A 22,992-nucleotide genomic window follows, 5' to 3' on the forward strand; every position below is an offset into this window, starting at 1 on the left:
GGCTATAGGCAGGCGCGGCAACCCGCGCCAGTGGCGACGATGATATTCAACCGCGCGGTGGAGCGTCGAGCGTGAAGAAGGTGAACGCGGGACGGTCGCCGTCCGCCGGGTGATGCTCGCGTCGGATTTCGCTCCAGTCTTGACCGAGACGAAAGCACGTGTCGCCGTCGTAATCGCGCCAGATCGTCGTCACTTCGGCTTGGTTGGCGTGATGCTCGAACAGCCGGAAAATTTCCGCGCCACCGATGATCGCGGCGTTGTCCCCGGCAAGCGTGAGCGCTGAAGCCACATCGTGCGCGACTTCGGCGCCAGCGGCATGCCACGCCCGATCGCGGGTCAGGACGATGTGGCGACGACCGGGCAGGGGAGCGGGGAAGCTCTCGAACGTCTTGCGGCCCATCACCATCGGCCGGCCGAGCGTCAGCGCCTTGAAGTGCTTGAGGTCGGCCGGAAGATGCCAGGGCAACGCGCCATCACGACCGATCACCCCGTTCTGCGCGTGTGCGAAGACGAGCGTGATCACACCGCCACCGCCGCCTTGATATGAGGTTGTGCGACATAATCGTGCAGCACGAAATCCTCATACTGATAGGCATCGATCGACGGCGCCGCGCGGACGATCTCGAGGCGCGGCAGCGGGCCTGGCTTGCGCGTCAGTTGTTCGCGAGCTTGGTTGAGATGGTTGGAATACAGGTGGCAGTCGCCGCCGGTCCAGATGAATTCGCCGGGCTCCAGCCCGCATTGCTGCGCGAGCAAATGCGTGAGCAGCGCATAGCTGGCGATGTTGAAGGGCACGCCGAGGAAGATATCGGCGGAGCGCTGGTAGAGTTGCAGCGACAGCCGGCCGTTTGCGACATGCGTCTGGAACAGGCAGTGGCACGGGGCGAGCGCCATCGCGTGCAGGTCGCCGGGATTCCAGGCGCTTACGATCTGGCGGCGCGACGCCGGGTTGCTCCGGATCTGCGCGATCAGTTCGGCAATCTGGTCGATGTGGCGGCCATCCGCTGTCGCCCAGTCTCGCCATTGTTTGCCGTAAACCGGCCCGAGGTCGCCTGCCTCATCTGCCCATTCGTCCCAGATGCTGACCTTGCGGTCACGCAGCCATTGCACGTTGGTGTCGCCGCGCAGGAACCACAGCAACTCGACGATGATCGAGCGCAAATGCAGCTTCTTGGTGGTCAGCGCCGGGAACCCCTCAGCGAGGTCGAACCGCATCTGATGCCCGAACACCGACAGGGTGCCGGTGCCGGTACGGTCCATCTGCTCCACACCGGTGTCGAGCACGCGTCGCATGAGGTCGAGATATTGCTGCATGCCGCCGGTCTCCGCTGAAATGACTTGCCCCGTAATGGAGGGGTGTGCTTCCGCATAGCGTTAAACGGGGCATCATCGTGACCGTGGACTTAACCCCGATTCCCGCGGCGCTGATCGGCGCGCCATACCGCGCGCTCGATGCCGAGCATATAGCCGTTTCTTTGTTCGCACCGATCCGCAACCTGAGCACCGAAGTCGCGATGTTCGCCTTTGTCGATTCGGAATGGCGGCTGCTGGCCGTGCGGACCACGCCGTCAGATCGTGCCGACATGGTGGAAATTCCGGTGCGTACGATCGTCGCCGATGCGCTGGCGTTCGACGCTGCGGCGGTGGTGATGGCGCACAATCATCCAAGCGGCGATGCGACGCCGAGTGAAGACGACCGCGTACTGACACGGCGGTTGGCACGGGCGCTCGATGCGGTCGGCGTGCGACTGGTCGATCATCTCGTGCTCACGGGCGAGCAGACGGTCAGCTTTCGGCGGCTTGGGCTGCTGTAGACGACGACGCTTAGAGCAGCGCTACCGATATTCGATGGCCTAGCGATTGAGGCACGGCTTGATCGCGTCTGGATCGGGGCGTGGGCCGATGGCCTGAAACAATGCCAGATAGCCGCCGGCGGACGGCATATCCTCCCGGCCGACCTGCGTGTAGCCGACCGCGGCGAACTCGCATCGCAGCAAAGCGGGCGGGGTGCCGTGGTGCTGTGTCGGGCGGTTGGCATCGACCACCACGACCAGACCGGCCGGCTTCAGCGATGGGCGCAAACGCCACAGGAACTCATATGGCTGGCCGATCTCGTGATACATATGGACCATCAGCACCCGGTCGAAACTGTTCGCCGGCAGCTTGGGATCAGACGGGGTGCCGAGCCGCACGCTGACATTGTCGAGCCGCTCGCGCGCCACGCGTTCGGCAAGCGAGTCGCGCACGGACGCAACTATATCCTCCGCCAGCACGCGGCCGCCCTTGCCGACGCGAGAGGCGAGACGCACCGTGTAATAGCCTTCGCCGGCGCCGATGTCGGCCACCGTCATGTCCGGCTTGATGCCGGCCTTCGCCATGACCTGCTGTGCTTCGTCGCGACTATCGCGGTCCTGCTCGTTGGACCAGCGGGGCGACACGATGTTGGCGACAGGGCGGTCGGCGGCGGGGAACGGACCGTCGCTCGCCTGTTTCGGACCGTTGGAACACGCGGCGACGGCAAGCAGAAGCATCGCAGACGCCGGCAAAGCCGCACGTCGGCGCGGCAAACGCACGCACAAAGCAGGCGAACCGCTGCTACGCATCCTCAGTCGACGTCCTCCACCTCGACCGTCTCGCCGGTCACGCGCTGCGACAGGGCGGCGGCCATGAACGAATCGAGATCGCCGTCGAGCACGTCCGACGGGCTGGAGGAGGTGACGCCGGTGCGCAGATCCTTCACCAACTGATACGGCTGAAGCACGTAGGAGCGGATCTGGTGCCCCCAGCCGATGTCTGTCTTGCTGGCGTTCTCGGCGTTGGCGGCGGCTTCGCGGATCTGCAACTCGCGCTCGTAAAGCTTGGCGCGGAGCTGGTTGTACGCCTCGGCCTTGTTCTTGTGCTGCGACCGTTGATTCTGACACTGTACGACGATGCCGGTCGGAATGTGCGTGATGCGCACCGCCGAATCGGTGGTGTTGATGTGCTGACCACCCGCGCCGGACGCACGATAGGTGTCGATGCGCAAATCACTTTCGTTATATTGCACGTCGATATTGTCGTCGATCACCGGATAGACCCACACGCTCGCGAACGAGGTATGGCGACGCGCTGCGCTGTCATAGGGGCTGATGCGGACGAGGCGGTGCACGCCGCTTTCGGTCTTGGCATAGCCATAGGCATTTTCGCCCTTGAGCAGCAACGTCGCCGATTTGATGCCGGCCTGCTCGCCCGAATGCTGATCGACCAGTTCGACCTTCAGGCCGTGACGTTCCGCCCAGCGCGAGTACATGCGGCTGAGCATGCCCGCCCAGTCCTGACTCTCGGTACCGCCGGCGCCGGCGTTGACTTCGACATAGGTGTCGTTGCCGTCGGCTTCGCCCGCCAGCAGCGCCTTCACCTTGTCCCCGGCGGCACGCTTGGCGAGGGTGGCGAGTGCGGCGACGCCTTCGTTCTCCATCTCGGTATCGCCCTCGGCCTCGGCCATTTCGATCAGCTCGGCGGTGTCGCTCACCTCCGTCTCAATCGCGCGGGTGGCGGTGATCGCCTCGTCCAGCCGGCGACGCTCGCGCATCACCTCCTGCGCGGCCTTGGCATCGTTCCACAGCGTCGGATCCTCGACACGCGCGTTCAGCTCGTCGAGCCTACGCAAAGCGCGGTCCCAGTCGAGGAAGCGGCGCAGCAGCGCGAGCGAGTCCTTGATCGAATCGATATGTGCCTGCGCTTCGGCGCGCATGGTCGTCACTCCAGAATGTCGTTGCCCCGGCAGAAGGCCGGAGCGCGTATGTAATGTCGCGCCGCCATCGCGCCAAATGCGACGCTAGTAAATCCCGCCCTGCTGCTGGACGAAATCGTCCTTGCGCTGTTCTGATGTCTGCGCGGCACGGGCGGCTTCCGCACGGGCGGCGGCGGCCGCAGCGGCTGCGGCGGCTTCCTCCGGCGTCTGGCGGTGGAAGACGCGGCGCGGCTCGCTTTCCGGCTTGAACGCTTCCCAGATCACCGCCGCCTTCGGGTCGGCGCTCGGCCATGCGCCGTAGACCGGCTTTCCGGAACCGCGATCGATCCGCACCATGCGGATGCCCGGCGGTGCGCGGAAGGGGATCTTGGGCAGGCCGTCATACGCCTTCTGCGCGAATTCCTTGAAGATCGGCGCCGCGATCGTACCGCCTTGTGCGTAGCCGCCAAGGCCGTGCGGCGTGTCGTAGCCGATATACAGGCCGCCGATCATCTGCGGGGTGCCGCCGATGAACCACACGTCGGTCGGCCCCGAATTGGTGCCGGTCTTGCCGAACATCGGCCGGTCGAGATCGCGCAGCACGGTGGCGGTGCCGCGCTGGATCACGCCTTCGGTAATGTGAATCATCTGGTACGCGGTCATCGCGTCGACCACCTGCTTGCCACGGCTGACCGGGCGCGGCATCGCCTTGCCGTTCCAGTCGGGCGCGTTGCACGCCTCGCACGGATGCCAGTTTTCCGGCCAGATCACCTTGCCGTGCCGATCCTGCACATAGTCGATCAACGTGCCCTGATGCGCCTGACCATGATTTTCGAGGATCGTATAGGCGTTGACCATCCGCGATACGGTCGTCTCGCCCGCACCAAGCGCAAAGGAGAGGTAAGGCGGGTATTTGCCGACGCCGATCTTGTCCATCAACGCGACGACCTTGGGCATGCCGGTCTGCGCGGCGGTCCGCACCGTCATCAGGTTGCGGGATTGCTCGATGCCCCAGCGCATCGTGTGCGGGCCGGCGCCACCTTCGCTGCCGAAGTTCTTGAAGCATTTTTGTCCGAGCCGAGCGCCCTGATAGACGCAGAACGGCCCATCGACGATGATCGAGGCCGGCGTCATGCCGTTTTCGAGCGCGGCGGAATAGACGATCGGCTTGATCGTCGAACCCGGCTGGCGCATCGCCTGCGTGGCGCGGTTGAACGCCTGGAGGCGGAAGTCGAACCCGCCCTGCATCGCCAGCACGCGGCCGGTTGAGGGTTCCTCCACCACGAACGCGCCGGAGACTTTCGGCACCGCACGCAGGGCGAACTGATCACCCTCCGGCGCCACCGCCACGATGTCGCCGACCTTCAGTGCCGAGAAGGCGTTGCCGCCCTTGCCGCGCACCGGCATCTGCGCGGCCCAGCGCGGCATGGTGCCGGTCTGGCCGTTGGTGAAGCCAAGGCTGGCCGACGATCCGTCGAGCGCGGTGACGATGCCCGCGCGCCAATCCTGATAGTCGACACCGATGTTGGTGTTGAGCAGCGCCGGCAGCCAGTTATCGCCGGTGATCTCCGCATGGCCGATCGGTCCGCTCCAGCCGCGCCCGCGATCGTAGCGCAGCAGGCCGTTGCGAAGCGCGGTCTGCGCGTAATCCTGGATATACTGGTCGAGTGAGGTGCGGACCCACAGCCCGCCGGCATAAACGCTGTACGGGCCGGCATTGGCATCTTCACCGAACTTGTCGATCAGTTGACGACGCACTTCCTCGACGAAATAGCCGGTGCCGGCGATTTCGGTCTTTGGCGTCTGGCGCGGCACCGTGCCGAGCGGCTCGGCCTCGGCCTGCGCATATTGGCTCTGATCGATGAAGCCGTTCTTGAGCATTTCGCTCAGCACGTAATGCCGCCGCGCCAACGCGCGCTCGGCATGCCGGTCGGGATCGTAGTTCGATGGGCCCTTGGGCAGGATGGCGAGGTACGCCATCTGCGCGAGATCAAGGTCGTTCAGCTCCTTGCCGAAATAGGCGTAGCTCGCCGCTTCGACGCCGAAGGCATTACGCCCGAGTGCGATCTGGTTGAGGTAGAGTTCGAGGATCTGCTGCTTGGTGAGCGAATCCTCGATCCGGTAGGCGAGGATCGCCTCCTTCAGCTTGCGGCTGTAGCTGTGCTCGTTGCCGATCAGCAGGTTCTTGGCGACCTGCTGCGTGATGGTCGAGGCGCCGCGCGCGCGCTTGTTGCGCGCGAGGTTGTCCCACACCGCCGAGGCGATGCCGGCGTAATCGACGCCGTGATGCTCGAAAAACGTCTTATCTTCGGCGGCGAGGAAGGCGCGCACCAACAAGGGCGGATATTCGTTGTAGCTCAGCTCGACGCGGCGTTCGCGCGCGTAGGAATGGATTGGCAGGCCATCGACACCGCGCACGTTGGTGGGTAGCGGCGGTTCATAGGTGCGCAGCTTGTCCACGGAGGGCAGGTCACGTGCGAACAGCACGAAGAATGCGGCGTAGGCGATCGCTGCGAGTACCGCGAGAACAAGCAGCAGCTTCACCCACCAGCGGCCCCAGAGATGACGGGCGCGGCCGGCTAACCCGTCCGCCGCGCGGCGGAAGCGGAAGCTCACGCTGGAATCATTGTCGGCCATAATCGGCGCAGGCTCTAGCAAGTTTCACGCAGCTTGCCAGCCTTGGTCGTGCCGCGATTTTTCTGTGGCCCATCCCGCCGGGACTGTGCACCGGCTATAAAACAGGCAAATGGTTCACTCCCCACCCGCCGCGGCCAGCAGAACGCCGCCATCCGACACGCCCCTTGCCGCTTTCATGGCGCGAGACGGGTGTCTATTCAGCCACGTGATAGCGGTGACGGCGGCGAGCCTTGGGTTGTTACCCGTCGTTCATTCCGCCAGCGCCAGCCGCCGCGCGAAATGCACGTCCACTGCCTTGCGGACCGCCTCGGCGATGGCATGTCGCCCATCCGGCGAATCGATGAAGTCGGCGTCCTTGGGATTGGAGATATAGCCGGTCTCGAACAGGATCGAGGGCATATCGGGCGCCTTCAGTACCATCAGCGATGCCATGCGGTGGAAGTTCGGCTTCATCGGCACCAGCGGTTGCGCCTCGCGGCCGAGCAATCGCGCGAAATTGGCGGAGGCGTTCATCGTCTCGCGCTGGGTGAGGTCGATCAGGATCGAGGATATGTCGGCGGAGGTCGAGGCGAGGTTCACGCCGGCGATGATGTCGGCCTTGTTCTCACGCGCCGCCAGCCGCGCCGATTCCTTGTCGGAGGCGACCTCCGACAGCGTGTAGACCGATGCACCGCTGGCATCACCCGACCCCACGCTGTCGCAGTGGATCGAGATGAATAGGTTGGCGTGCAGTTTTCGCGCGATGCCGAATCGTTCCTGCAACACGATGAAGCGGTCGTCCTCCCGCGTCAGCGCGACACGGACCCGGCCGGAGCGGATCAGTTCGTCGCGGATCGCCTTGGCGATGCGGAGCGTCACGTCCTTTTCGCGGCGGCCATCGGTGGGGCCGATCGCACCCGGGTCCTGCCCGCCGTGGCCCGCGTCGATCACCACCAGCGGCCGGCTGGCGTCGTCGCCATAGACGTGCGGCAGCCGGAGCGTTCGGCTCGACGATGGGATCGGCAGCGCTACTTGGTAACGCCGCAGCGCCTTTGTTGCCGTGCCGAACGTAAAGGGCGGTAGCGCGGGCTCAACATCCCGACTGCTGGCGCCGGCGGGGTGCGCATCCCCGCTGATATTCAGCGCGAGCGAGAGGTCGCGCCTTTCGCCAGCCGTGGCGGCGTCGCCCGAACGACCGCCGAAATGCAGCACGATCTGATCGCGGCTAACGTCGATCTGCGGCGCCATGAACGCCAGCGCGGGGGAGCCGACGAACCAAGACGCCAGCAAAGCAAAAACGAACGACACACGGCCATGATGCCGCGTTGGCGCACGGCCGGTCCAGCAAAAAGACATGTGCGACGATCCCCGGTTACGCGATTACTGGGGACCGTGTCTGGCAGCGAGCCGTCACTTCGTGATGAAACGGCAAGGTTAATCCGCGGTTCGGCAAGATTTTGCCGGTCAGCGCGGCTGGAACGTGCCGGTTGCTGCGCGCGGTATGCGGTGCTACGCATGTCAAGTACCGGAAAGCGCTTCGATGACGCACGATCCGGTCACCCGGTCGCCCGCGCGCTTTTGAGCGGCGACCTTCTCAGGTTGACGTTCGCATGATGCATTTCCCCACCACCTCGCGCCGACCGGCTTTTGCCGGCGGTTTTGCGAGCGCGCGGGGTGCCCAGGGCCATGCGCCCGGGCGTGCGATGCGAGCAGAGGCAGTTTTGCAAACCTATTGCGGCGAAGAGCCGGGCGCGTTTTCCGCCCGGACCGCGCCGCTTCACATTCGCGCGCGGCCAGCGCCACAGGCACCCGGACCGCGCGCCCGGAGAACAATCAATGACAACGCGTATGCTGATCGACGCACGCCACCGGGAAGAAACCCGCGTCGCGGTCGTCAAAGGAAACCGGATCGAGGAGTTTGACTTTGAGTCGGCTGAGCGCAAGCAGCTCAAGGGGAATATCTATCTCGCCAAGGTGACCCGCGTCGAACCGTCGCTGCAGGCGGCGTTCGTCGATTACGGCGGCAATCGCCACGGCTTCCTCGCGTTCAGCGAAATCCATCCCGACTATTACCAGATCCCGCGCGAAGACCGCGAGGCGCTGCTCGCCGAAGAGGCCGAGCATGCCGCGCAGGAAGCTGCGTTGCGCGCCGAACAGGACGCCGAGGACGACGAGGACGAGGATTTCGACGGCGACGATCACGACGTCGACGAGGATTCGGTCGAGCGGTTCGAGGATGACGGCGGCGCCGACGCCGAAGCCGCCGCCGAGAGCACCGGTCGTCGCCGCCGTCGCGGCAAGAGCCAGTCGGACGATGCGGTCGAGGACCTACGCGAACGCCGCATGAACCTGCGTCGCCGTTACAAGATCCAGGACGTGATCCACCGCCGGCAGGTGCTGCTGGTGCAGGTCGTCAAGGAGGAGCGCGGCAACAAGGGTGCGGCGCTGACCACCTATCTGAGCCTCGCCGGCCGCTACTGCGTGCTGATGCCGAACACGTCGCACGGCGGCGGTATCTCGCGGAAGATCTCGAACGCGGGCGATCGCAAGCGGCTGAAGTCGATCATGGCGGAACTGACGTTGCCGCCCTCGATGGGCTGCATCGTCCGCACTGCGGGCCTCCAGCGCACCAAGGTCGAGATCAAGCGCGACTTCGATTACCTCGCCCGCCTGTGGGACGGCATCCGCGAGACGACGATGTCGTCGTCCGCGCCCGCGCTCGTCTATGGTGACAGCGATCTGATGAAGCGCGCGATCCGCGACATCTACAATCGCGAGATCGACGAGGTGATCGTCGAGGGCACCGAGGGCTATCGCCAGGCGCGCGAGTTCATGAAGCTGCTGATGCCGACGCACGCGCGCAAGGTGAAGCATTACAGCGATCCGGTGCCGCTGTTCCAGCGCGCCGGCGTCGAGGATCAATTGTCGGCGATGTACCATCCGGTGGTGCAGCTGAAGTCGGGCGGCTACCTCGTCATCAACCCGACCGAGGCGCTGGTGTCGATCGACATCAACTCGGGCCGCTCGACGCGCGAGCATAACATCGAGCAGACCGCGACCGCGACCAACCTCGAAGCCGCGCACGAAATCGCGCGCCAGTTGCGGTTGCGCGACATGGCCGGCCTTGTCGTGATCGACTTCATCGACATGGATCATTCGTCCAACGTCCGGAAGGTCGAGAAGGCGATGAAGGAGGCGCTCAAGAACGATCGCGCGCGCATTCAGGTCGGTCGTATCTCGTCGTTCGGGCTGATGGAGATGAGCCGCCAGCGCATCCGCACCGGCGTGCTGGAGGCATCGACCCGGCCGTGCCCGCATTGCGAGGGCACCGGCTTCGTACGCACCGCATCGTCGTCGGGCGTGTCGGCGCTGCGATTGATTGAGGACGAGGCGGCACGCGGGCGCGGCTCGCAGCTCGCCATCCGCGTGAGCGCGGAAGCGGCCTTCTATCTGCTCAACAGGAAGCGCGCCGAACTCGCCGAGATCGAGGATCGCTACGGCGTGACGATCGAGGTGATCCCGGATGGCGAGCAGGAGGGCGCGCGCATGGCGGTCGAGGCCTCCGGCCCACCGCCCGCGCATCCGCCGCGCTTCGACGCACCGATCGTCGAGATCGACGAGGACGACTTCGTCGACGAGGAAGAGGACGAGGTCGAGGAGACCGAGGAGGCCGACGACGCGGACGTGGGCGAGGCGCGCGAAGAGCGTGACCGTCCCGGCGAGACGGAGGCCGAGGGTGATGCGCGTCGCAAGCGCCGTCGTCGTCGCGGTCGTCGCGGCCGCAATCGTCCGGATGGCGAGCCGCAGGGCGAGCCGGCCGAGCAGGGCGAGACCATCGAGGCTGCCGAGGCCGATGTGGCGACGGACGGTGATGAGGCGCCAGCCTCGGCTGTCGAAACCGCCGAGGCCGGTGAGGGCGAGGGGCGCCGTCGCCGGGGCCGTCGCGGCCGTCGCGGCGGTCGTCGCAACGAGGGCGAGGGCAACGCAGCGGCGGAGATTGAAGCCCCAGCGGGCACGTTGCTCGATGACGTGACCGAAGGCTCGATTGAAGCGGAAGCGCTTGCCGAAGCGACGCCGGAGCCGGTGGCCGAGGTGGCGGTTGCGGCCGAGGATGCCGACGCGCCCAAGAAGAAGAGCCGTCGCCGCAAGGCCGCTGCCGACACCGCACCGCCGGAAGCGGTTGCTGCGCCCGAGGCGCCCGTCGTCGCGGCAGCGCCTGATGCCGAGGTCGAAAAGCCGAAGCGCAAGCGCCGCACCAAGGCGGAAATGGCAGCGGCGGAGGCACCCGTCGTCGCCGCACCGGCCGCGGACGAGCCTAAGAAGCGTCGCGCACCGCGCCGCAAGGCCACCGAGGAGGCAGCTGTCGAGGCCACGCCAGCCACTCCGGTCGCGGCAGCCGAGCCGACGCCGGAGGCCGCACCGGCGGCACCGACCGCTATCGATCCCGATCCGGGCGAGGCGGGCACGCCGCGCCGTGGCTGGTGGCAGCGGACGTTCGGCGCCTGATCGATGCCGGCGGGGCTCCTGTAACGGGAGCCCCGCCGGAACCGCTTCACCGTGGGTTCACGCAGACGAGGCAAAGGAGCGCGCAGTCGATCGATGTCTCGCATGAAACGCCTCGTCGCCGGGTTCGTCACCGCGCTGTTATTGTGGGCACAGCCTGCCGCCGCACAGTCGATCCTGCGCGATGCCGAGACCGAGGCCCTGTTCAACGACATGTCCCGGCCGCTGATCGTCGCCGCGGGGCTCTCGCCCAACACCGTCAAGGTGATCCTCATCAACGATGATTCGATCAACGCCTTCACGGCGGGCGGGCAGGTCGTCTATGTCAATTCGGGACTGCTCGCCGCCGCGGATAACGCCAACCAGGTGCAGGGCGTGATTGCACACGAGCTTGGCCACGTCGCCGACGGTCACGTCGTGCTGGCGGATGCCGGCTACCGCCCCGCGCTCGGCATTTCGATCCTCAGTCTGGTGCTCGGCATCGCGGCAATGGCAGCGGGTGCGGGCGATGCCGGTGCCGGCATTCTCGCGGCCGGCCAGACCGCCGCCGGGTACAAGGCGGCTGCCTTCAGCCGCGTGCAGGAATCGACCGCCGACGCGACCGGCGCCAAATTCCTGCGGCAGGCGGGGATCAGCGGCAAAGGCATGCTGACCTTCTTCAAGAAACTGCAAAGCCAGGAATATGCGGTCGGCCTGCAGAACATCGACCCTTATGCGCAAAGCCACCCGCTCAGCGGTGAGCGGGTCGCGACGCTGACCGCCGATGTGGTCGCGTCGCCCGCCTACAACAATCCGCCCGACCCCGATCTGGAGGAGCGGTTCAAGCGTGTGAAGGCGAAGCTGTTCGGTTTCGTCTCCGATCCCAAGACGACGCTCAACGCCTACCCGCAGAGCGATCAATCAGAGTACGGCCATTACGCGCGTGCCTACGCGTGGCACAAGGCGGGCTATCCCAACAAAGCCGACACGGAAACCAGGGCGCTGCTCGCGCTCAAGCCGCACGATCCGTATTTCCTCGAGGTGCGTGGGCAGATCCTGCTCGAGGCGGGCAAACCGCGTGATGCGCTGGCGCCGCTGCGCGAGGCGACCGAGCTCACGCGTACCGCGCCGCTGATCGCCACCACGCTCGGCCACGCGTTGATCGCGACCGAGGACAAGGCCTATTATCCCGAGGCGGTGAAGGTGTTGCGGTCGGCGGTCGCGCGTGACGACGACAATCCGTTCGCGTGGTACCAGCTTGGCACTGCCTACGAACTGTCGGGCGACGAACCGCGCGCGCTGCTCGCCAGTGCTGAGCAGGCGAGCCTGACCGGCGACGTGCCGCGCGCCGCCTATAGCGCGCGCGCCGCGATGGCTGGGTTGCCGCCTAACAGCATCGACTGGATCCGCGCGCAGGACATCGCGATGACGTCGATGAACGATATCGAAGACAATCCCAACAAGTATAAGAAGCGCCGATGACCCGACTGACTCTCCTGTTGACCGTGCTGTTTGGTGCTCTGATCGGTGGCGCTGTCGTGTATCTTGGAAGCAGCAAACTTGCGGGCAAGACGGGTGATCAGGCGCGCATCGAGCAGGTCGTACACGACTATCTGCTCGCGCACCCCGAGGTTCTGCCGGCTGCGATGGATGCGCTCCGCGACAAGGAGCATGCCAAGACCATCGCCGACAATCGCGCCGCCATTCTCGAGCCGGTCGGTAGCGCGTGGGCCGGGAGCGCACATCCCGATCTCACAATCGCGGAATATTACGACTATAATTGCGGCTACTGCCGGGCCAGCCTGCCTGCTATCGCGCAATTACTGCAGAGTGATCCGAAGCTGCGCATCGTGTTTCGAGAGTTTCCAGTACTAGCGGAATCGAGCGCAAGCGCGGCACAAATGAGCCTTGCCGCAGCGGCGCAGGGCAAGTTTAAGGCGTTTCATGATTCGCTTTACGCCGGCGGACAGGTCAGCGATCAGTCGATCGCGGCGGCGGCCAAGATCGCGGGGGTCGACACTGCCAAGGCGGCGGCCTTCGCGCCGCGGGCGGATGCGGAGATCGCCTCCAACATGGGGATCGCGCGGCAGTTGGGCATGACAGGAACGCCCAGCTGGGTGATCGGCAACCATGTCGTGTCGTCTGCGCTGCCGCTGGAGACGTTACAGAAACTAGTGGCGCAGGCGCGCGCCGGCGGCTGATCGATCACGCAACGGCGGCGCAGGGCGGCGTTGCATTGGTGGCGGTCCTGCGCCGCTCGGCGATCAACCTTTCCCAGAATTGCTCTTCCTGGCGCGCGCGTTCGGCGCATTCGCGTGAGCGGCGCGCAAGGATGGTCATGTCTTCCAGGGTCATCATCGATCCCTCCTGTGTTCGTCAAAGCGCTTAGGCCCGGGTAAACGTCGCACAGCACGACAAGTCGCAGTTAACGCGCGCTTCACCACGCTTACCGCGTGAGGATGCGACGGGAGAGGTGTTGCGCTTTATCCCCGCCGGCTTGGTGGTACCCGTTGCGGCACCGCAACAGCGTTCCTATTTTGCGCGCACAAGGGGAAGCACATGCAACCGATCCTGTCCGTTCGAGGCGTATCTAAGACGTACGCCTCGGGCCACCGCGCGCTCGAACCCGTTGATCTGGAGATCAACAAAGGTGAAATCTTTGCGCTGCTCGGCCCGAACGGCGCCGGCAAAACCACGCTTATCAGCATCATCTGCGGCATCGTCACACCGTCAACCGGCACGATCACCGTCATGGGGCATGACGCCATCCACGATTTCCGCGCTGCGCGCAGCGTGATCGGGCTTGTGCCGCAGGAACTGTCAGTCGACATGTTCGAGACGGTGCTGGCGAGCGTCCGCTACAGCCGCCGCCTGTTCGGCAAGGCCGGGCACGACGCCTATGTCGAAGAGGTGCTGCGCGACCTGTCGTTGTGGGACAAGCGGAACGCCCGCATCCGTGAGTTGTCGGGGGGCATGAAGCGCCGCGTGCTGATCGCCAAGGCGCTGAGCCACGAGCCGGACGTGCTGTTCCTCGACGAACCGACCGCCGGCGTGGACGTCGCGCTGCGCCGCGACATGTGGAAGCTGGTCCACAAGCTGCGCGCCAAGGGCACCACGATCATCCTCACCACGCACTATATCGAGGAGGCCGAGGAGATGGCCGACCGGGTCGGCGTGATCGACAAGGGCAAAATCATCCTGATCGAACAGAAGACCGAGCTGATGAAGAAGCTCGGCAAGCGGCAGATGCTGATCGCCTTGCAGGAGCCGATGGCGGCGATCCCGGAGGCGCTGGCCGAATGGCATCTTGCGCTGGAGGATGACGGCGCGACGCTGCGCTACGTGTTCGACGCACAGGCCGAACGCACCGGTATCCCCTCGCTGTTGCGCAAGCTGGCCGAGATGGGGATCGGCTTTAAGGATCTGGAAACGAGCAAATCGTCGCTGGAGGACATTTTTGTCGATCTGGTCGAGCGCAAGGAGCAGGCGGCGTGAGCAGCGGCATCAACCATCACGGCATTTGGGCGATCTACCGTTTCGAGATGGCGCGTTCGCTGCGCACTGTATGGCAGAGCATCGCCACGCCGGTCATCACCACATCGCTGTACTTCGTCGTGTTCGGCGGCGCGATCGGCTCACGGATGAGCACGGTCGGGGGCGTCGGTTACGGCAGCTTCATCGTGCCGGGGCTCATCATGCTGTCCTTGCTGACGCAGAGCATCTCCAACGCGTCGATCGGGATCTACTTCCCCAAGTTTACCGGTACCGTGTTCGAATTGCTGTCCGCGCCCGTGACATCGATGGAGATGGTCGCGGGGTTCGTCGGCGCGGCGGCGAGCAAGTCGATCGTGCTGGGTCTGCTGATCCTCGCGACATCGACGTTGTTCGTACCGCTGCACATCGCGCACCCGCTGGCGATGATCGCGTTTCTGGTGTTGACCAGTGTGACGTTCAGTCTGTTCGGCTTCATCATCGGCGTGTGGGCGAACGGGTTCGAGCAACTCTCGGTCGTGCCGGCGCTGCTGGTGACGCCGCTGACGTTTCTGGGCGGCGCGTTCTACTCGATCGACATGCTGCCGCAGCCGTGGCGGACGGTCAGCCTCTTCAACCCGGTCGTGTATCTCATCAGCGGGTTCCGCTGGAGCTTCTTCGACAAGGGTGACGTGAGCATCGCGCTGAGCCTTGGCGTGACGGCGGCGTTCATGGTGGCATGTCTGGTGGCGATTGCGCTGATCTTCCGGACGGGGTGGCGGCTCAAGGCCTAGCCCGAGCGAGCGGCGCACACTGCGCCGCACTCGCGCAAGCGACGCGACGGGCCGGCCGGCGCGGGCCAGGGCCCGCGTCCGACGTCATGGGATTACTCCCATGACGGCCTGAGGCTCGGGGCAAGAGCATTCCAAGCAACTATTGCGCAAAGGTTCAGCACTACGCACACATCACTGGCAAAGCCCGTGTCGTCGGACGCGGGCCTTGCCCGCGCTGGCCGGCGGTTCGCGTCGCCAGCGCGACCGCCGTGTTACAAGCGCGGCTCGCTCCCCATCACCGGCAACGTCACCCGCGATCCCGCGCAAACCCGTTGCGTCGCCTTCACGAAATCGGCCGGCTTGGCGCGGGCGATGTTGGGCACGAACGTCTGTGGATTGCGGTCGATCACCGGAAACCAACTCGACTGGACCTGCACCATGATGCGGTGGCCCTTCTGGAAGACGTGGTCGTGGTCGCGCAACGGCACGTCCCACGCGATCACCTTGTTGGGCGTAAGCGCACGCGGCGCAACGTCGCTGGCCAGGAACTTGCCACGCCGCACCTCCATCGCAATCGGCCATTCATAGCCGTTGAGCTGACGCGGATAGGCGCCGAGCGGCGCGTCCATGTCGAACTGCTGATAGTTTTGCGGCAGCACGTCGATCAGTTTCACCACAAAGTCGCTGTCGGTGCCGCTGGTGCTGGCCATCAGCGTCGCGGCCAGCTTGCCGGTGACGGTGAGGTCCGCATCCAGCGGCGCACTGACATAGCTCAGCACATCCGGGCGATGGTCGACAAAGCGCTGATCGGCGCTCTCCCACCAGCGCCATTCCGGGCGTGGATACGTGGGGGAGATCGGGCGTTCGCGGAACGGTACCGGGTTGGCGGGATCGGAAACGTAGTCGCGGCAAGCCTCAGTCTTCGCCGGCGCGGTGAAACTGAGCGAGCCATCGGCATGGAGGAACAGGTCCGTCGGCGTCGCCCCCGCAGGCGGCCAGTGGCGATAGGTCTTCCACAGGTCCGAGCCGGATTGCAGCATCTTCGCCTCGAACGATGGCCGCTCGCCGGTGCCGTGTAGCCAGTAGCGGAAGAACGGCGTCTGGATCTGATCGCGGAACTCGGCGCCGGTATCGCGGCCGAGCGGGATGTTGCCGAGCGCGTCCATCTTGCCCTGCCAGGTGCCGTGCGCCCACGGGCCGGCCACCATCTGCGCGAGATGATCGGGATCGTTGGCCTGCTGCTTCTGGTAAATCTGCCACGATCCCCACGGATCCTCCTGATCCCAGAAACCGGCGACGTTGAGCGTCGGCACCGTCGTTTTGCCGAGTGCCGCCGTCCAGTTCTGGCTCGTGTAGAAGCTGTCGTGATTGGGATGATCGAGCAGCGCGGTCAGCATCGGCACACTGCCGTGGAAGTAGCGCTTGTCGAGATTTTCCACAGGGCCGAGCGCGAGGAACCACTCGTAGGTATCGACATTGCCGTAATCGAAGGGTTTGTTCTGCGTCTTGTCGACTTGCAGGCTCGATACCCAGTCGGCGGTGTAGCTGAGCCGCAGCGCGCCGTTACGGTGAAGATCGTCGTTCTGCCAATAGTCGATCCACGCCGCTTGTGGGCTGACCGCCTTCAGCGCCGGGTGTGGGTGGACGAGGGCGACGGCGGCAGCGAAACCGGGGTAGGACACGCCCCACATGCCGACCTTGCCGTTATTGGCGGGCACGTTCTTCACGAGCCAGTCGATCGTGTCATAGGCGTCGGTGGCCTCGTCCACCGCCTTCGGATCGGCCGGATGGACGGCGGTGGACAGCGTGAAGTCGCCGTCCGATCCAAACCGGCCGCGCATCGACTGGAACACGAAGATATAGCCGTCCTTGACCAGCGAGGCCCAGCTTCCCGGCACCTTGCCGGGCCCGGACGCCGGTACGCCATAGGGCGTGCGCTGGAGCAGGATCGGCAGCGGGCCGCTCTGGTTGCGCGGGCGGATGATGACGGTTTCCATCTTTGCGCCGTCGCGCATCGGCACCATCAGCTTCTGATATGTGAACGGCGCATCCGGTGCTTCGGCCGCGACCGGCGCCGCCTGCGGGCGCGCCGCAACGAGTGCGGGCAGGGCGGCGGCGGCAAGCAACATCAGAAAGCGGTGGCGCATCACTAATCTTTCGCAATTCGGCGAAAGCTTAGCCGGGGCGGTGTGCGCAGGTAAAGCCGGTGCTATGGCCCCCGGCGATTGAAGCGCGAGGGAATATGCCGAAAATGGACTTGGCGTGTCGGGCGGTGCGGGAAGACGATGCGGCAGAGATCGCGGCGATCTACGCGCATCATGTCCTGTACGGTACCGGCACGTTCGATCTGGTGCCGGTTTCGGCAGAGGATTGGCGCGGCCGGATCGCCGATATCGCCGCGAACGGCTGGCCGTTTATGGTCGCGGAGAGGGCAGGGCGCGTGATCGGCTATGCCTATGCGGCGCAGTTCCGCGACCGCGAGGCGTACCGCACAACCTGCGAGGACAGCATCTACATCGCCGAGGATGCGCGGGGGGCGGGTGTCGGCGCGTACCTGCTCGCGGCGTTGATCGCCGCTGCGCCGACCGCGGGCTTCCGCGAGATGGTGGCGGTGATCGGCGGGCCGGAGTCCGCATCGGTCGCGTTGCACACAAAGCTCGGCTTTGCGGAAGCAGGACGCTTGAACAACGTCGGCATCAAGTTCGGACGCTCGCTCGACGTGCTGTTCATGCAGCGCAGCGTCTGACGACCGCCGTCTGGGCGCGCGGCACCCCGGCTCGCGCCGGAATGCCGCGCGCTGGCGGGATTAGCCGACCCGGTGTTCGCCCTTGACCCAGCGCACCGTGCCGGAGGAGGCGCGCATCACCACGCTCTCGGTGGTTAGCACGCCCTTTTTGCGCTTCACGCCGGCGAGCAGCGACCCGTCGGTCACGCCGGTCGCCGCGAAGATGCAGTCGCCCTTGGCGAGTTCGGTAAGGTCGTACTGCTTGTCGAGATCGGTCACGCCCCACTTGGCGGCGCGGCCGCGCTCGTCGTCATTGCGGAACAGGAGGCGACCCTTGAACTGGCCGCCAACGCAGCGCAGCGCCGCTGCCGCGAGCACACCCTCCGGCGCGCCGCCCGAGCCCATGTAGATGTCGATGTTGGTGTCCGGGTTGGTGGTGGCGATTACGCCGGCCACGTCGCCGTCGCCGATCAGCATCACGCCGCAGCCGAGCGAGCGCAACTCCGCGATCAGCTTCTGGTGGCGTGGGCGATCGAGCACGCAGCACATGATCTTCGACGGCTCGACACCCTTGGCGGCGGCGAGCGCGCGGACGTTCTCGCTCGGCGACTTGTCGAGATCGATCACGCCTTCGGGATAGCCCGGGCCGACCGCGATCTTGTCCATGTACACGTCGGGGGCGTTGAGCAGCATGCCTTCCTCGGCGATCGCCAGCACGGCGAGGCTGTTTGGCCCGGCGGTGGCGCAGATCGTGGTGCCTTCGAGCGGATCGAGCGCGATGTCGATCTTCGGTCCCTTGCCGATCGCCGAGCCTACTTTCTCGCCGATGTACAGCATCGGCGCCTCGTCGCGCTCGCCCTCACCGATGACGACGGTGCCATCCATGTAGAGTTCGTTGAGCGCGGTGCGCATCGCATCCACCGCCGCCGCATCTGCCGCCTTCTCGTCGCCGTGACCGATCAACGGTGCGCAGGCGATCGCCGCCGCCTCGGTAACGCGAACCATTTCGAGGACGAGCACGCGGTCCAGGACGTTGCTGACGGTCGACATAGGCTGGCTTCCTCTGTTTGTTTCGCACGCGGATAGGCAACGCGGGTCACGTTGTCGAGGTGATCGCCGCCAGATGTTGATCCGTCGTGCCGCTATCTGGCATGAGGCGGGGCGATTTCGAACAAGACCGGCCAGTTCTTCCCTGTCACGAACAGCCGGCGTCCCTTGGCGTCCCATGCGATGCCGTTGGCGACGGCATCGCCGCCGCCCGCATCCGCCTGCTTGGTGAGCGCGCTCACGTCGATCCAGCCGATCACATGGCCGCTGACGGGATCGATCCGGGCGATGATGTCGGTCATCCATACGTTGGCGAGGATTTCGCCATCGACATATTCGAGTTCGTTGAGGTTCGCGACCGGATTGCCGTCGGCGGTTACCTTCAGCCGCTTGACGACGCGCAGCGACCTGGGATCGAGAAAACGCAGCACCGGCGTGCCGTCCGACATGATGAGGTGGTGCGCATCCTTGGTCAGCGCCCAGCCTTCGCCGGTGTAATTGAACGTGCCGAGCCGCTTGAAACCGCCGAGGCTCCAGCGATAGCCGTGGCCGTTCTTCCACGTGAGGCTGATGATCTGGTCGCCGTCATCGACGATGCCCTCGCCGAATTCCGACGCGGGGGTCGAGATCTTGCGCCGCACGGTGCCGGTCTTGATGTCGACCTGGCGGATCGACGAGCGGCCCTCCATGCCGGTACTCTCGAACAAGCTGCCGTCGCGGTAGAACAGGCCCTCGGTATAGGCGCCGCGATCATGCGGGTAGGTGGCGATCACCTTCGCCGCGTCGAGCGGCAACGGATCGGCCAGCGCCGGCGCTGCGACGAGCGCGGCAAGAAGGGCTAGCGTGCGCATCAGTCGCGCAGCAGCTCGTTGATGCTGGTCTTGGAGCGGGTCTGCGCGTCCACCCGCTTGACGATGACGGCGCAGTATAGTGCCGGCTTACCGTCGCCGCCGCCGATCGAGCCGGGTACCACCACCGCATAGGGCGGTACCGAACCGATGTGAACTTCGCCGGTGGCGCGGTCGATGATCTTGGTCGAGGCGCCGAGGTACACGCCCATCGACAGCACCGCGCCTTCGCCGACGCGCACGCCCTCCGCCACTTCCGCGCGCGCGCCGATGAAGGCGCCGTCGCCGATTATGACCGGATCGGCCTGCAACGGCTCCAGCACGCCGCCGATGCCCGCGCCGCCCGACAGATGGACGTTCTTGCCGATTTGCGCGCACGATCCGACCGTCGCCCAGGTGTCGACCATCGTGCCTTCACCGACATAGGCGCCGATGTTGACGAAGCTCGGCATCAGGATTGCGCCCTTGCCAATGAACGCGCCGCGCCGCGCCACCGCGCCCGGTACGACGCGGAACCCGCCGGCGCGGAACTCCGCTTCACCCCAGCCGGCGAATTTCGAAGGTACCTTGTCGAACGCGGGCGCGCCCGCCGCACCGCCTTCGATAAGGGTATTGTCGTTGAGGCGGAACGACAGCAGCACCGCCTTCTTGAGCCACTGATTGACGACCCAGCCGTCTCCCTGCGGTTCGGCGACGCGTGCCTTGCCGCTATCGAGCAGGTCCAGCGCGGTTTCGACCGCATCGCGCACCGGCGCACCGGTCGTGAAACCGATCGTGTCCCGCGCGTCCCATGCCGCTTCAATGGTCGTTTGCAGGTCGCTCATTGGTCCTCCAGAATGTCGTGCAGCCAAGCCGTGATATCGGTGCAGGTGAAATCGATGAAGCCGCGGTCGGCGTCATGCCCCTGTTCGGAACCGTTATCGACCCATACCGTCGCCATGCCGATCGCCTTTGCGGGCGCAAGATTGCGCGCCATGTCGTCGGCGAACAGCGACTGCTTGGGGTCAATGCCGAACGCCGCGCACAGCCCGGCATAAGCCGAGGCTTGCGGTTTGGGGATCAGGTCCATCGCGTGGATGTCGTGCACCGCCTCGAAACTTTCCGATAGACCGAGCCGCTCCAGCACCCGTCCGGCATACAGGCGCTCACCGTTGGTGAAGACGATCTTGCGCCCCGGCAGTCGCGCGATCGCGGCGGCAAGCGGGGCGTTCTCCTCCAGCACATCCATCTCGACATCGTGGACGAAGTCGAGGAAGTCGTGCGGGTCGACCTCATGCTCGGCCATCAACCCGGCGAGCGTGGTGCCGTGGCCGAGGAAATACTGCTTCTGCATGCGGTACGCCTCGTCGCGGTCCACGCCGAAACGCGCGGCGATGTAGCCGGTCATCTTCGCGTCGATCTGGCTGAACAGGTTCGCACTCGCCGGATACAGCGTGTTGTCGAGATCGAAGATCCAGTTGCGGATATGGGCGAGGCGCTGGTGCATGCCCGCGCGCTCTAGGCCGGGGCGGGGCGGGGGGCAAGCTGGCGTGGAGCCGGCGATCAGCGGTCGTCGCGGTTATCGCGATCCCGGTCGCCGCCATCGTCGTCGTCGTGCCCAACCACCCAGGTATGGTCCTGATTCTCCACGCGGGAGCGGATTTTGCGGCCGTGCGCGTCGCGTGCCGGTTCGTAGCGGTAGCGTTGTTCGATCAGGTTGCAGGTGGTCGCGTCGATATCCGGGTTGCCGCTGCTCCGTCGGATCGTGCAACCCGTCGCCCGCCCGTCGACCTCGACGGTGTAGCTGACGTAGACCGTGCCGCCAATCCGCGCGCGAAGTGCACTCCTGGGATAGTCCGAACCGCGGATCCGTCCGCTCTTCTGATACGCCTCTTCCGCAACGCCGCCGCCGTCGCCATCACCGCTGCCGCCACTACCGGTACCCTGACCGCTGCCGCCCGCGCCGGTGCCGATGCCGGGCTTGTCGGCTGCGCCCGAGGTCGCCTGATTGCCCGTCGCGGCGATCGGCGCGGCGACGACGGGGGGCGGCACCGGCATGGGGATGCGCGGCGGTGGCGCGACGACCTCCGTCGCCTTGGAACGGATGTTGGGTGGTGCAGCAGCGGCGGCCTTGTGTTGTGTCGGCTTGGGGCGCGGCTGGGGTGGAGGAGGCGGCGGCGGCGGGGGCGGCGCGGGTGGTGATACGCCGAACAGCTTGAGATCCTGCTCGACCACATGCGGGATCTTCACCGTGAAGCCGCTGATGAGCAGGAAGCCCAGCCCGACCTGCAGCGCCGCCGCCGCGATCGCGGCGCCGACCTTTCTGTCGTTGCTGGCACGGTATGTCGTCATTGCCCGCGTCCCAACCTCGTTTGCCCGGCGTAGGTTCCCGCCGGCTTTGCGGCTGTAGCGCGCGACGGTTATCGTTCGTCCAGCCGATTCGTTGAGGAGCCTGCCGCAATGACCCAGTTTCGCGATCGAGCGATCCAGCTTTACGATGCCTTCACTCATGAACATCGCGACCGCCGTGCGTTGCTGCGCGACATGGTGGCGTTGACCGGATCGGTGGCGGCGGCGGAACTGCTGATCGCGGGTATCGCTGCGTCGCCCGCGGCCGCCGCGATCACCGATGCAACCGATCCGACGCTGGATATCGTGACGGAGCCTTATGGTGTCGGACCGGGCAAGAAACTCACCGGCTATTTCGCGTCGCCCAAGGGCAAGACCGGGCTCGGAAGCGTCATCGTGTTTCACGAAAATCGCGGGCTCACGCCGCATATCCAGGATGTCGCACGGCGCTTCGCTTTGGCCGGCTTCCGCGCGGTGGCACCCGATTTCCTGAGCGATCAGGGCGGCACGCCATCCGACGAGGATAAGGCGCGCGACATGAGCGCCAAGGCGGATCTCACTGCAATCACCAGCGAGGCGGTCGGTACGATCGGCGCGATGCGGGCGCGGCCGGGCGGGAACGGCAAGGTCGCGGTGGTGGGCTTCTGCTGGGGCGGCGCGCTCGTCAACCGCGTGGCGGTGGCGGCGGGTGATGCGCTGGCGGCGGGGGTGGCCTATTACGGGCCGGCGCCCGATCCGGCCGAGGCGGTGAAGGTCTCCGCACCCTTGCTGCTCCATTACGCGGGCAAGGACGCGCGCGTCGCGGCCACCGGCGTGCCGTGGGTGGCGGCGCTGAAAGCGGCGGGCAAGGACGTCACGGACTATACCTACGAGGGCGTCGATCACGCGTTCAACAACGACACGGCGGCCGATCGCTACAATGCGGCGGCCGCGACGCTGGCGTGGGAGCGGACGCTGGAATTTCTGCACACCCATATCGACGGCTGAGTG

At 65.8% G+C, this 22,992-nt stretch carries 21 protein-coding genes; 8 read left to right on the top strand and 13 right to left on the bottom strand.

What is annotated here, in order from left to right:
- Nucleotides 1-46: 46 nt before the first annotated feature.
- Together OXR00_RS11290 and OXR00_RS11295 are read right to left on the bottom strand one after the other, a co-directional pair.
- Nucleotides 47-523, bottom strand: coding sequence for a dihydrofolate reductase (locus OXR00_RS11290; RefSeq protein WP_242150547.1), 477 nt, complete (start codon nucleotides 521-523; stop codon nucleotides 47-49).
- Nucleotides 520-1,314: a thymidylate synthase gene (locus tag OXR00_RS11295; RefSeq protein ID WP_267388322.1), complete on the bottom strand. Its 795-nt coding sequence runs from the start codon at nucleotides 1,312-1,314 to the stop codon at nucleotides 520-522. The genes OXR00_RS11290 and OXR00_RS11295 overlap by 4 nt, the downstream gene beginning before the upstream one ends.
- Nucleotides 1,315-1,391: 77 nt before the next feature.
- Here OXR00_RS11295 and OXR00_RS11300 point away from each other — a divergent pair, with 77 nt between their 5' ends.
- Nucleotides 1,392-1,814, top strand: a complete 423-nt coding sequence (locus OXR00_RS11300; protein ID WP_267388323.1) for a JAB domain-containing protein — start codon at nucleotides 1,392-1,394, stop codon at nucleotides 1,812-1,814.
- 39 nt (nucleotides 1,815-1,853) lie between these two features.
- On the opposite strand, the gene OXR00_RS11305 is transcribed toward OXR00_RS11300, so the two are convergent.
- From OXR00_RS11305 to OXR00_RS11320, 4 genes are all read right to left on the bottom strand, one after another.
- Nucleotides 1,854-2,531: a methyltransferase domain-containing protein gene (locus tag OXR00_RS11305; RefSeq protein ID WP_267388324.1), complete on the bottom strand. Its 678-nt coding sequence runs from the start codon at nucleotides 2,529-2,531 to the stop codon at nucleotides 1,854-1,856.
- A 74-nt stretch (nucleotides 2,532-2,605) separates the two neighbouring features.
- Nucleotides 2,606-3,733, bottom strand: coding sequence for a peptide chain release factor 2 (gene prfB, locus OXR00_RS11310; protein WP_267388325.1), 1,128 nt, complete (start codon nucleotides 3,731-3,733; stop codon nucleotides 2,606-2,608).
- An 84-nt stretch (nucleotides 3,734-3,817) separates the two neighbouring features.
- Entirely contained in the window at nucleotides 3,818-6,349 is a 2,532-nt protein-coding gene (locus tag OXR00_RS11315; RefSeq protein WP_267388326.1) for a transglycosylase domain-containing protein, read from the bottom strand.
- Between the two features lie 249 nt (nucleotides 6,350-6,598).
- Nucleotides 6,599-7,684: an N-acetylmuramoyl-L-alanine amidase gene (locus tag OXR00_RS11320; protein ID WP_267388327.1), complete on the bottom strand. Its 1,086-nt coding sequence runs from the start codon at nucleotides 7,682-7,684 to the stop codon at nucleotides 6,599-6,601.
- A 480-nt stretch (nucleotides 7,685-8,164) separates the two neighbouring features.
- Between OXR00_RS11320 and OXR00_RS11325 the strand changes: the two genes are divergently transcribed.
- The 3 genes from OXR00_RS11325 (at nucleotide 8,165) to OXR00_RS11335 (ending at nucleotide 13,011) form a co-directional block, all read left to right on the top strand.
- The gene (locus OXR00_RS11325) at nucleotides 8,165-10,834 is read left to right on the top strand and encodes a ribonuclease E/G (protein WP_267388328.1); all 2,670 of its coding nucleotides are present in this window, start codon (nucleotides 8,165-8,167) and stop codon (nucleotides 10,832-10,834) included.
- Nucleotides 10,835-10,936: 102 nt separating this feature from the next.
- Nucleotides 10,937-12,292 carry a M48 family metalloprotease gene (locus OXR00_RS11330; RefSeq protein ID WP_267388329.1) on the top strand — a complete coding sequence of 452 codons (1,356 nt, stop codon included), beginning with the start codon at nucleotides 10,937-10,939 and terminating at the stop codon, nucleotides 12,290-12,292.
- Nucleotides 12,289-13,011, top strand: a complete 723-nt coding sequence (locus OXR00_RS11335) for a thioredoxin domain-containing protein (protein ID WP_267388330.1) — start codon at nucleotides 12,289-12,291, stop codon at nucleotides 13,009-13,011. Before OXR00_RS11330 ends, OXR00_RS11335 begins: the two co-directional genes overlap by 4 nt.
- 4 nt (nucleotides 13,012-13,015) lie before the next feature.
- On the opposite strand, the gene OXR00_RS11340 is transcribed toward OXR00_RS11335, so the two are convergent.
- Nucleotides 13,016-13,168 (bottom strand): hypothetical protein, encoded by a 153-nt coding sequence (locus OXR00_RS11340; protein ID WP_267388331.1) that lies wholly within the window; start codon nucleotides 13,166-13,168, stop codon nucleotides 13,016-13,018.
- A gap of 201 nt (nucleotides 13,169-13,369) precedes the next feature.
- Between OXR00_RS11340 and OXR00_RS11345 the strand changes: the two genes are divergently transcribed.
- Nucleotides 13,370-14,305 (top strand): ABC transporter ATP-binding protein, encoded by a 936-nt coding sequence (locus OXR00_RS11345; RefSeq protein ID WP_267388332.1) that lies wholly within the window; start codon nucleotides 13,370-13,372, stop codon nucleotides 14,303-14,305.
- Nucleotides 14,306-14,313: 8 nt separating this feature from the next.
- Nucleotides 14,314-15,075: an ABC transporter permease gene (locus OXR00_RS11350; protein WP_267388386.1), complete on the top strand. Its 762-nt coding sequence runs from the start codon at nucleotides 14,314-14,316 to the stop codon at nucleotides 15,073-15,075.
- 251 nt (nucleotides 15,076-15,326) lie between these two features.
- Here the strand turns inward: OXR00_RS11350 and OXR00_RS11355 are convergent, their stop codons facing one another.
- A complete protein-coding gene (locus OXR00_RS11355) occupies nucleotides 15,327-17,201 on the bottom strand; it encodes a CocE/NonD family hydrolase (RefSeq protein ID WP_267388333.1) in 1,875 nt (624 codons plus the stop codon).
- A 95-nt stretch (nucleotides 17,202-17,296) separates the two neighbouring features.
- Here OXR00_RS11355 and OXR00_RS11360 point away from each other — a divergent pair, with 95 nt between their 5' ends.
- Nucleotides 17,297-17,800: an N-acetyltransferase family protein gene (locus OXR00_RS11360; protein ID WP_346731997.1), complete on the top strand. Its 504-nt coding sequence runs from the start codon at nucleotides 17,297-17,299 to the stop codon at nucleotides 17,798-17,800.
- Between the two features lie 60 nt (nucleotides 17,801-17,860).
- On the opposite strand, the gene glpX is transcribed toward OXR00_RS11360, so the two are convergent.
- The 5 genes from glpX to OXR00_RS11385 all read right to left on the bottom strand — a co-directional run bounded on the left by glpX (nucleotide 17,861) and on the right by OXR00_RS11385 (nucleotide 22,005).
- Nucleotides 17,861-18,829 carry a class II fructose-bisphosphatase gene (gene glpX / locus OXR00_RS11365; RefSeq protein WP_242150588.1) on the bottom strand — a complete coding sequence of 323 codons (969 nt, stop codon included), beginning with the start codon at nucleotides 18,827-18,829 and terminating at the stop codon, nucleotides 17,861-17,863.
- Nucleotides 18,830-18,921: 92 nt separating this feature from the next.
- Nucleotides 18,922-19,677: a glutaminyl-peptide cyclotransferase gene (locus OXR00_RS11370; RefSeq protein WP_267388334.1), complete on the bottom strand. Its 756-nt coding sequence runs from the start codon at nucleotides 19,675-19,677 to the stop codon at nucleotides 18,922-18,924.
- Complete coding sequence (gene dapD, locus OXR00_RS11375) at nucleotides 19,677-20,498, bottom strand: 2,3,4,5-tetrahydropyridine-2,6-dicarboxylate N-succinyltransferase (protein WP_267388335.1); 822 nt, start codon at nucleotides 20,496-20,498, stop codon at nucleotides 19,677-19,679. The genes OXR00_RS11370 and dapD overlap by 1 nt, the downstream gene beginning before the upstream one ends.
- On the bottom strand, nucleotides 20,495-21,160 hold the full coding sequence (locus OXR00_RS11380) for a pyrimidine 5'-nucleotidase (RefSeq protein WP_267388336.1): 666 nt from the start codon (nucleotides 21,158-21,160) through the stop codon (nucleotides 20,495-20,497). Before OXR00_RS11380 ends, dapD begins: the two co-directional genes overlap by 4 nt.
- Before the next feature lie 56 nt (nucleotides 21,161-21,216).
- The gene (locus OXR00_RS11385) at nucleotides 21,217-22,005 is read right to left on the bottom strand and encodes an energy transducer TonB (RefSeq protein ID WP_267388337.1); all 789 of its coding nucleotides are present in this window, start codon (nucleotides 22,003-22,005) and stop codon (nucleotides 21,217-21,219) included.
- Between the two features lie 108 nt (nucleotides 22,006-22,113).
- Here OXR00_RS11385 and OXR00_RS11390 point away from each other — a divergent pair, with 108 nt between their 5' ends.
- Nucleotides 22,114-22,989 carry a dienelactone hydrolase family protein gene (locus OXR00_RS11390; protein ID WP_267388338.1) on the top strand — a complete coding sequence of 292 codons (876 nt, stop codon included), beginning with the start codon at nucleotides 22,114-22,116 and terminating at the stop codon, nucleotides 22,987-22,989.
- Nucleotides 22,990-22,992: the final 3 nt, after the last annotated feature.

The organism is Sphingomonas sp. GC_Shp_3, from assembly GCF_026540945.1.
Classification (GTDB): domain Bacteria; phylum Pseudomonadota; class Alphaproteobacteria; order Sphingomonadales; family Sphingomonadaceae; genus Sphingomonas.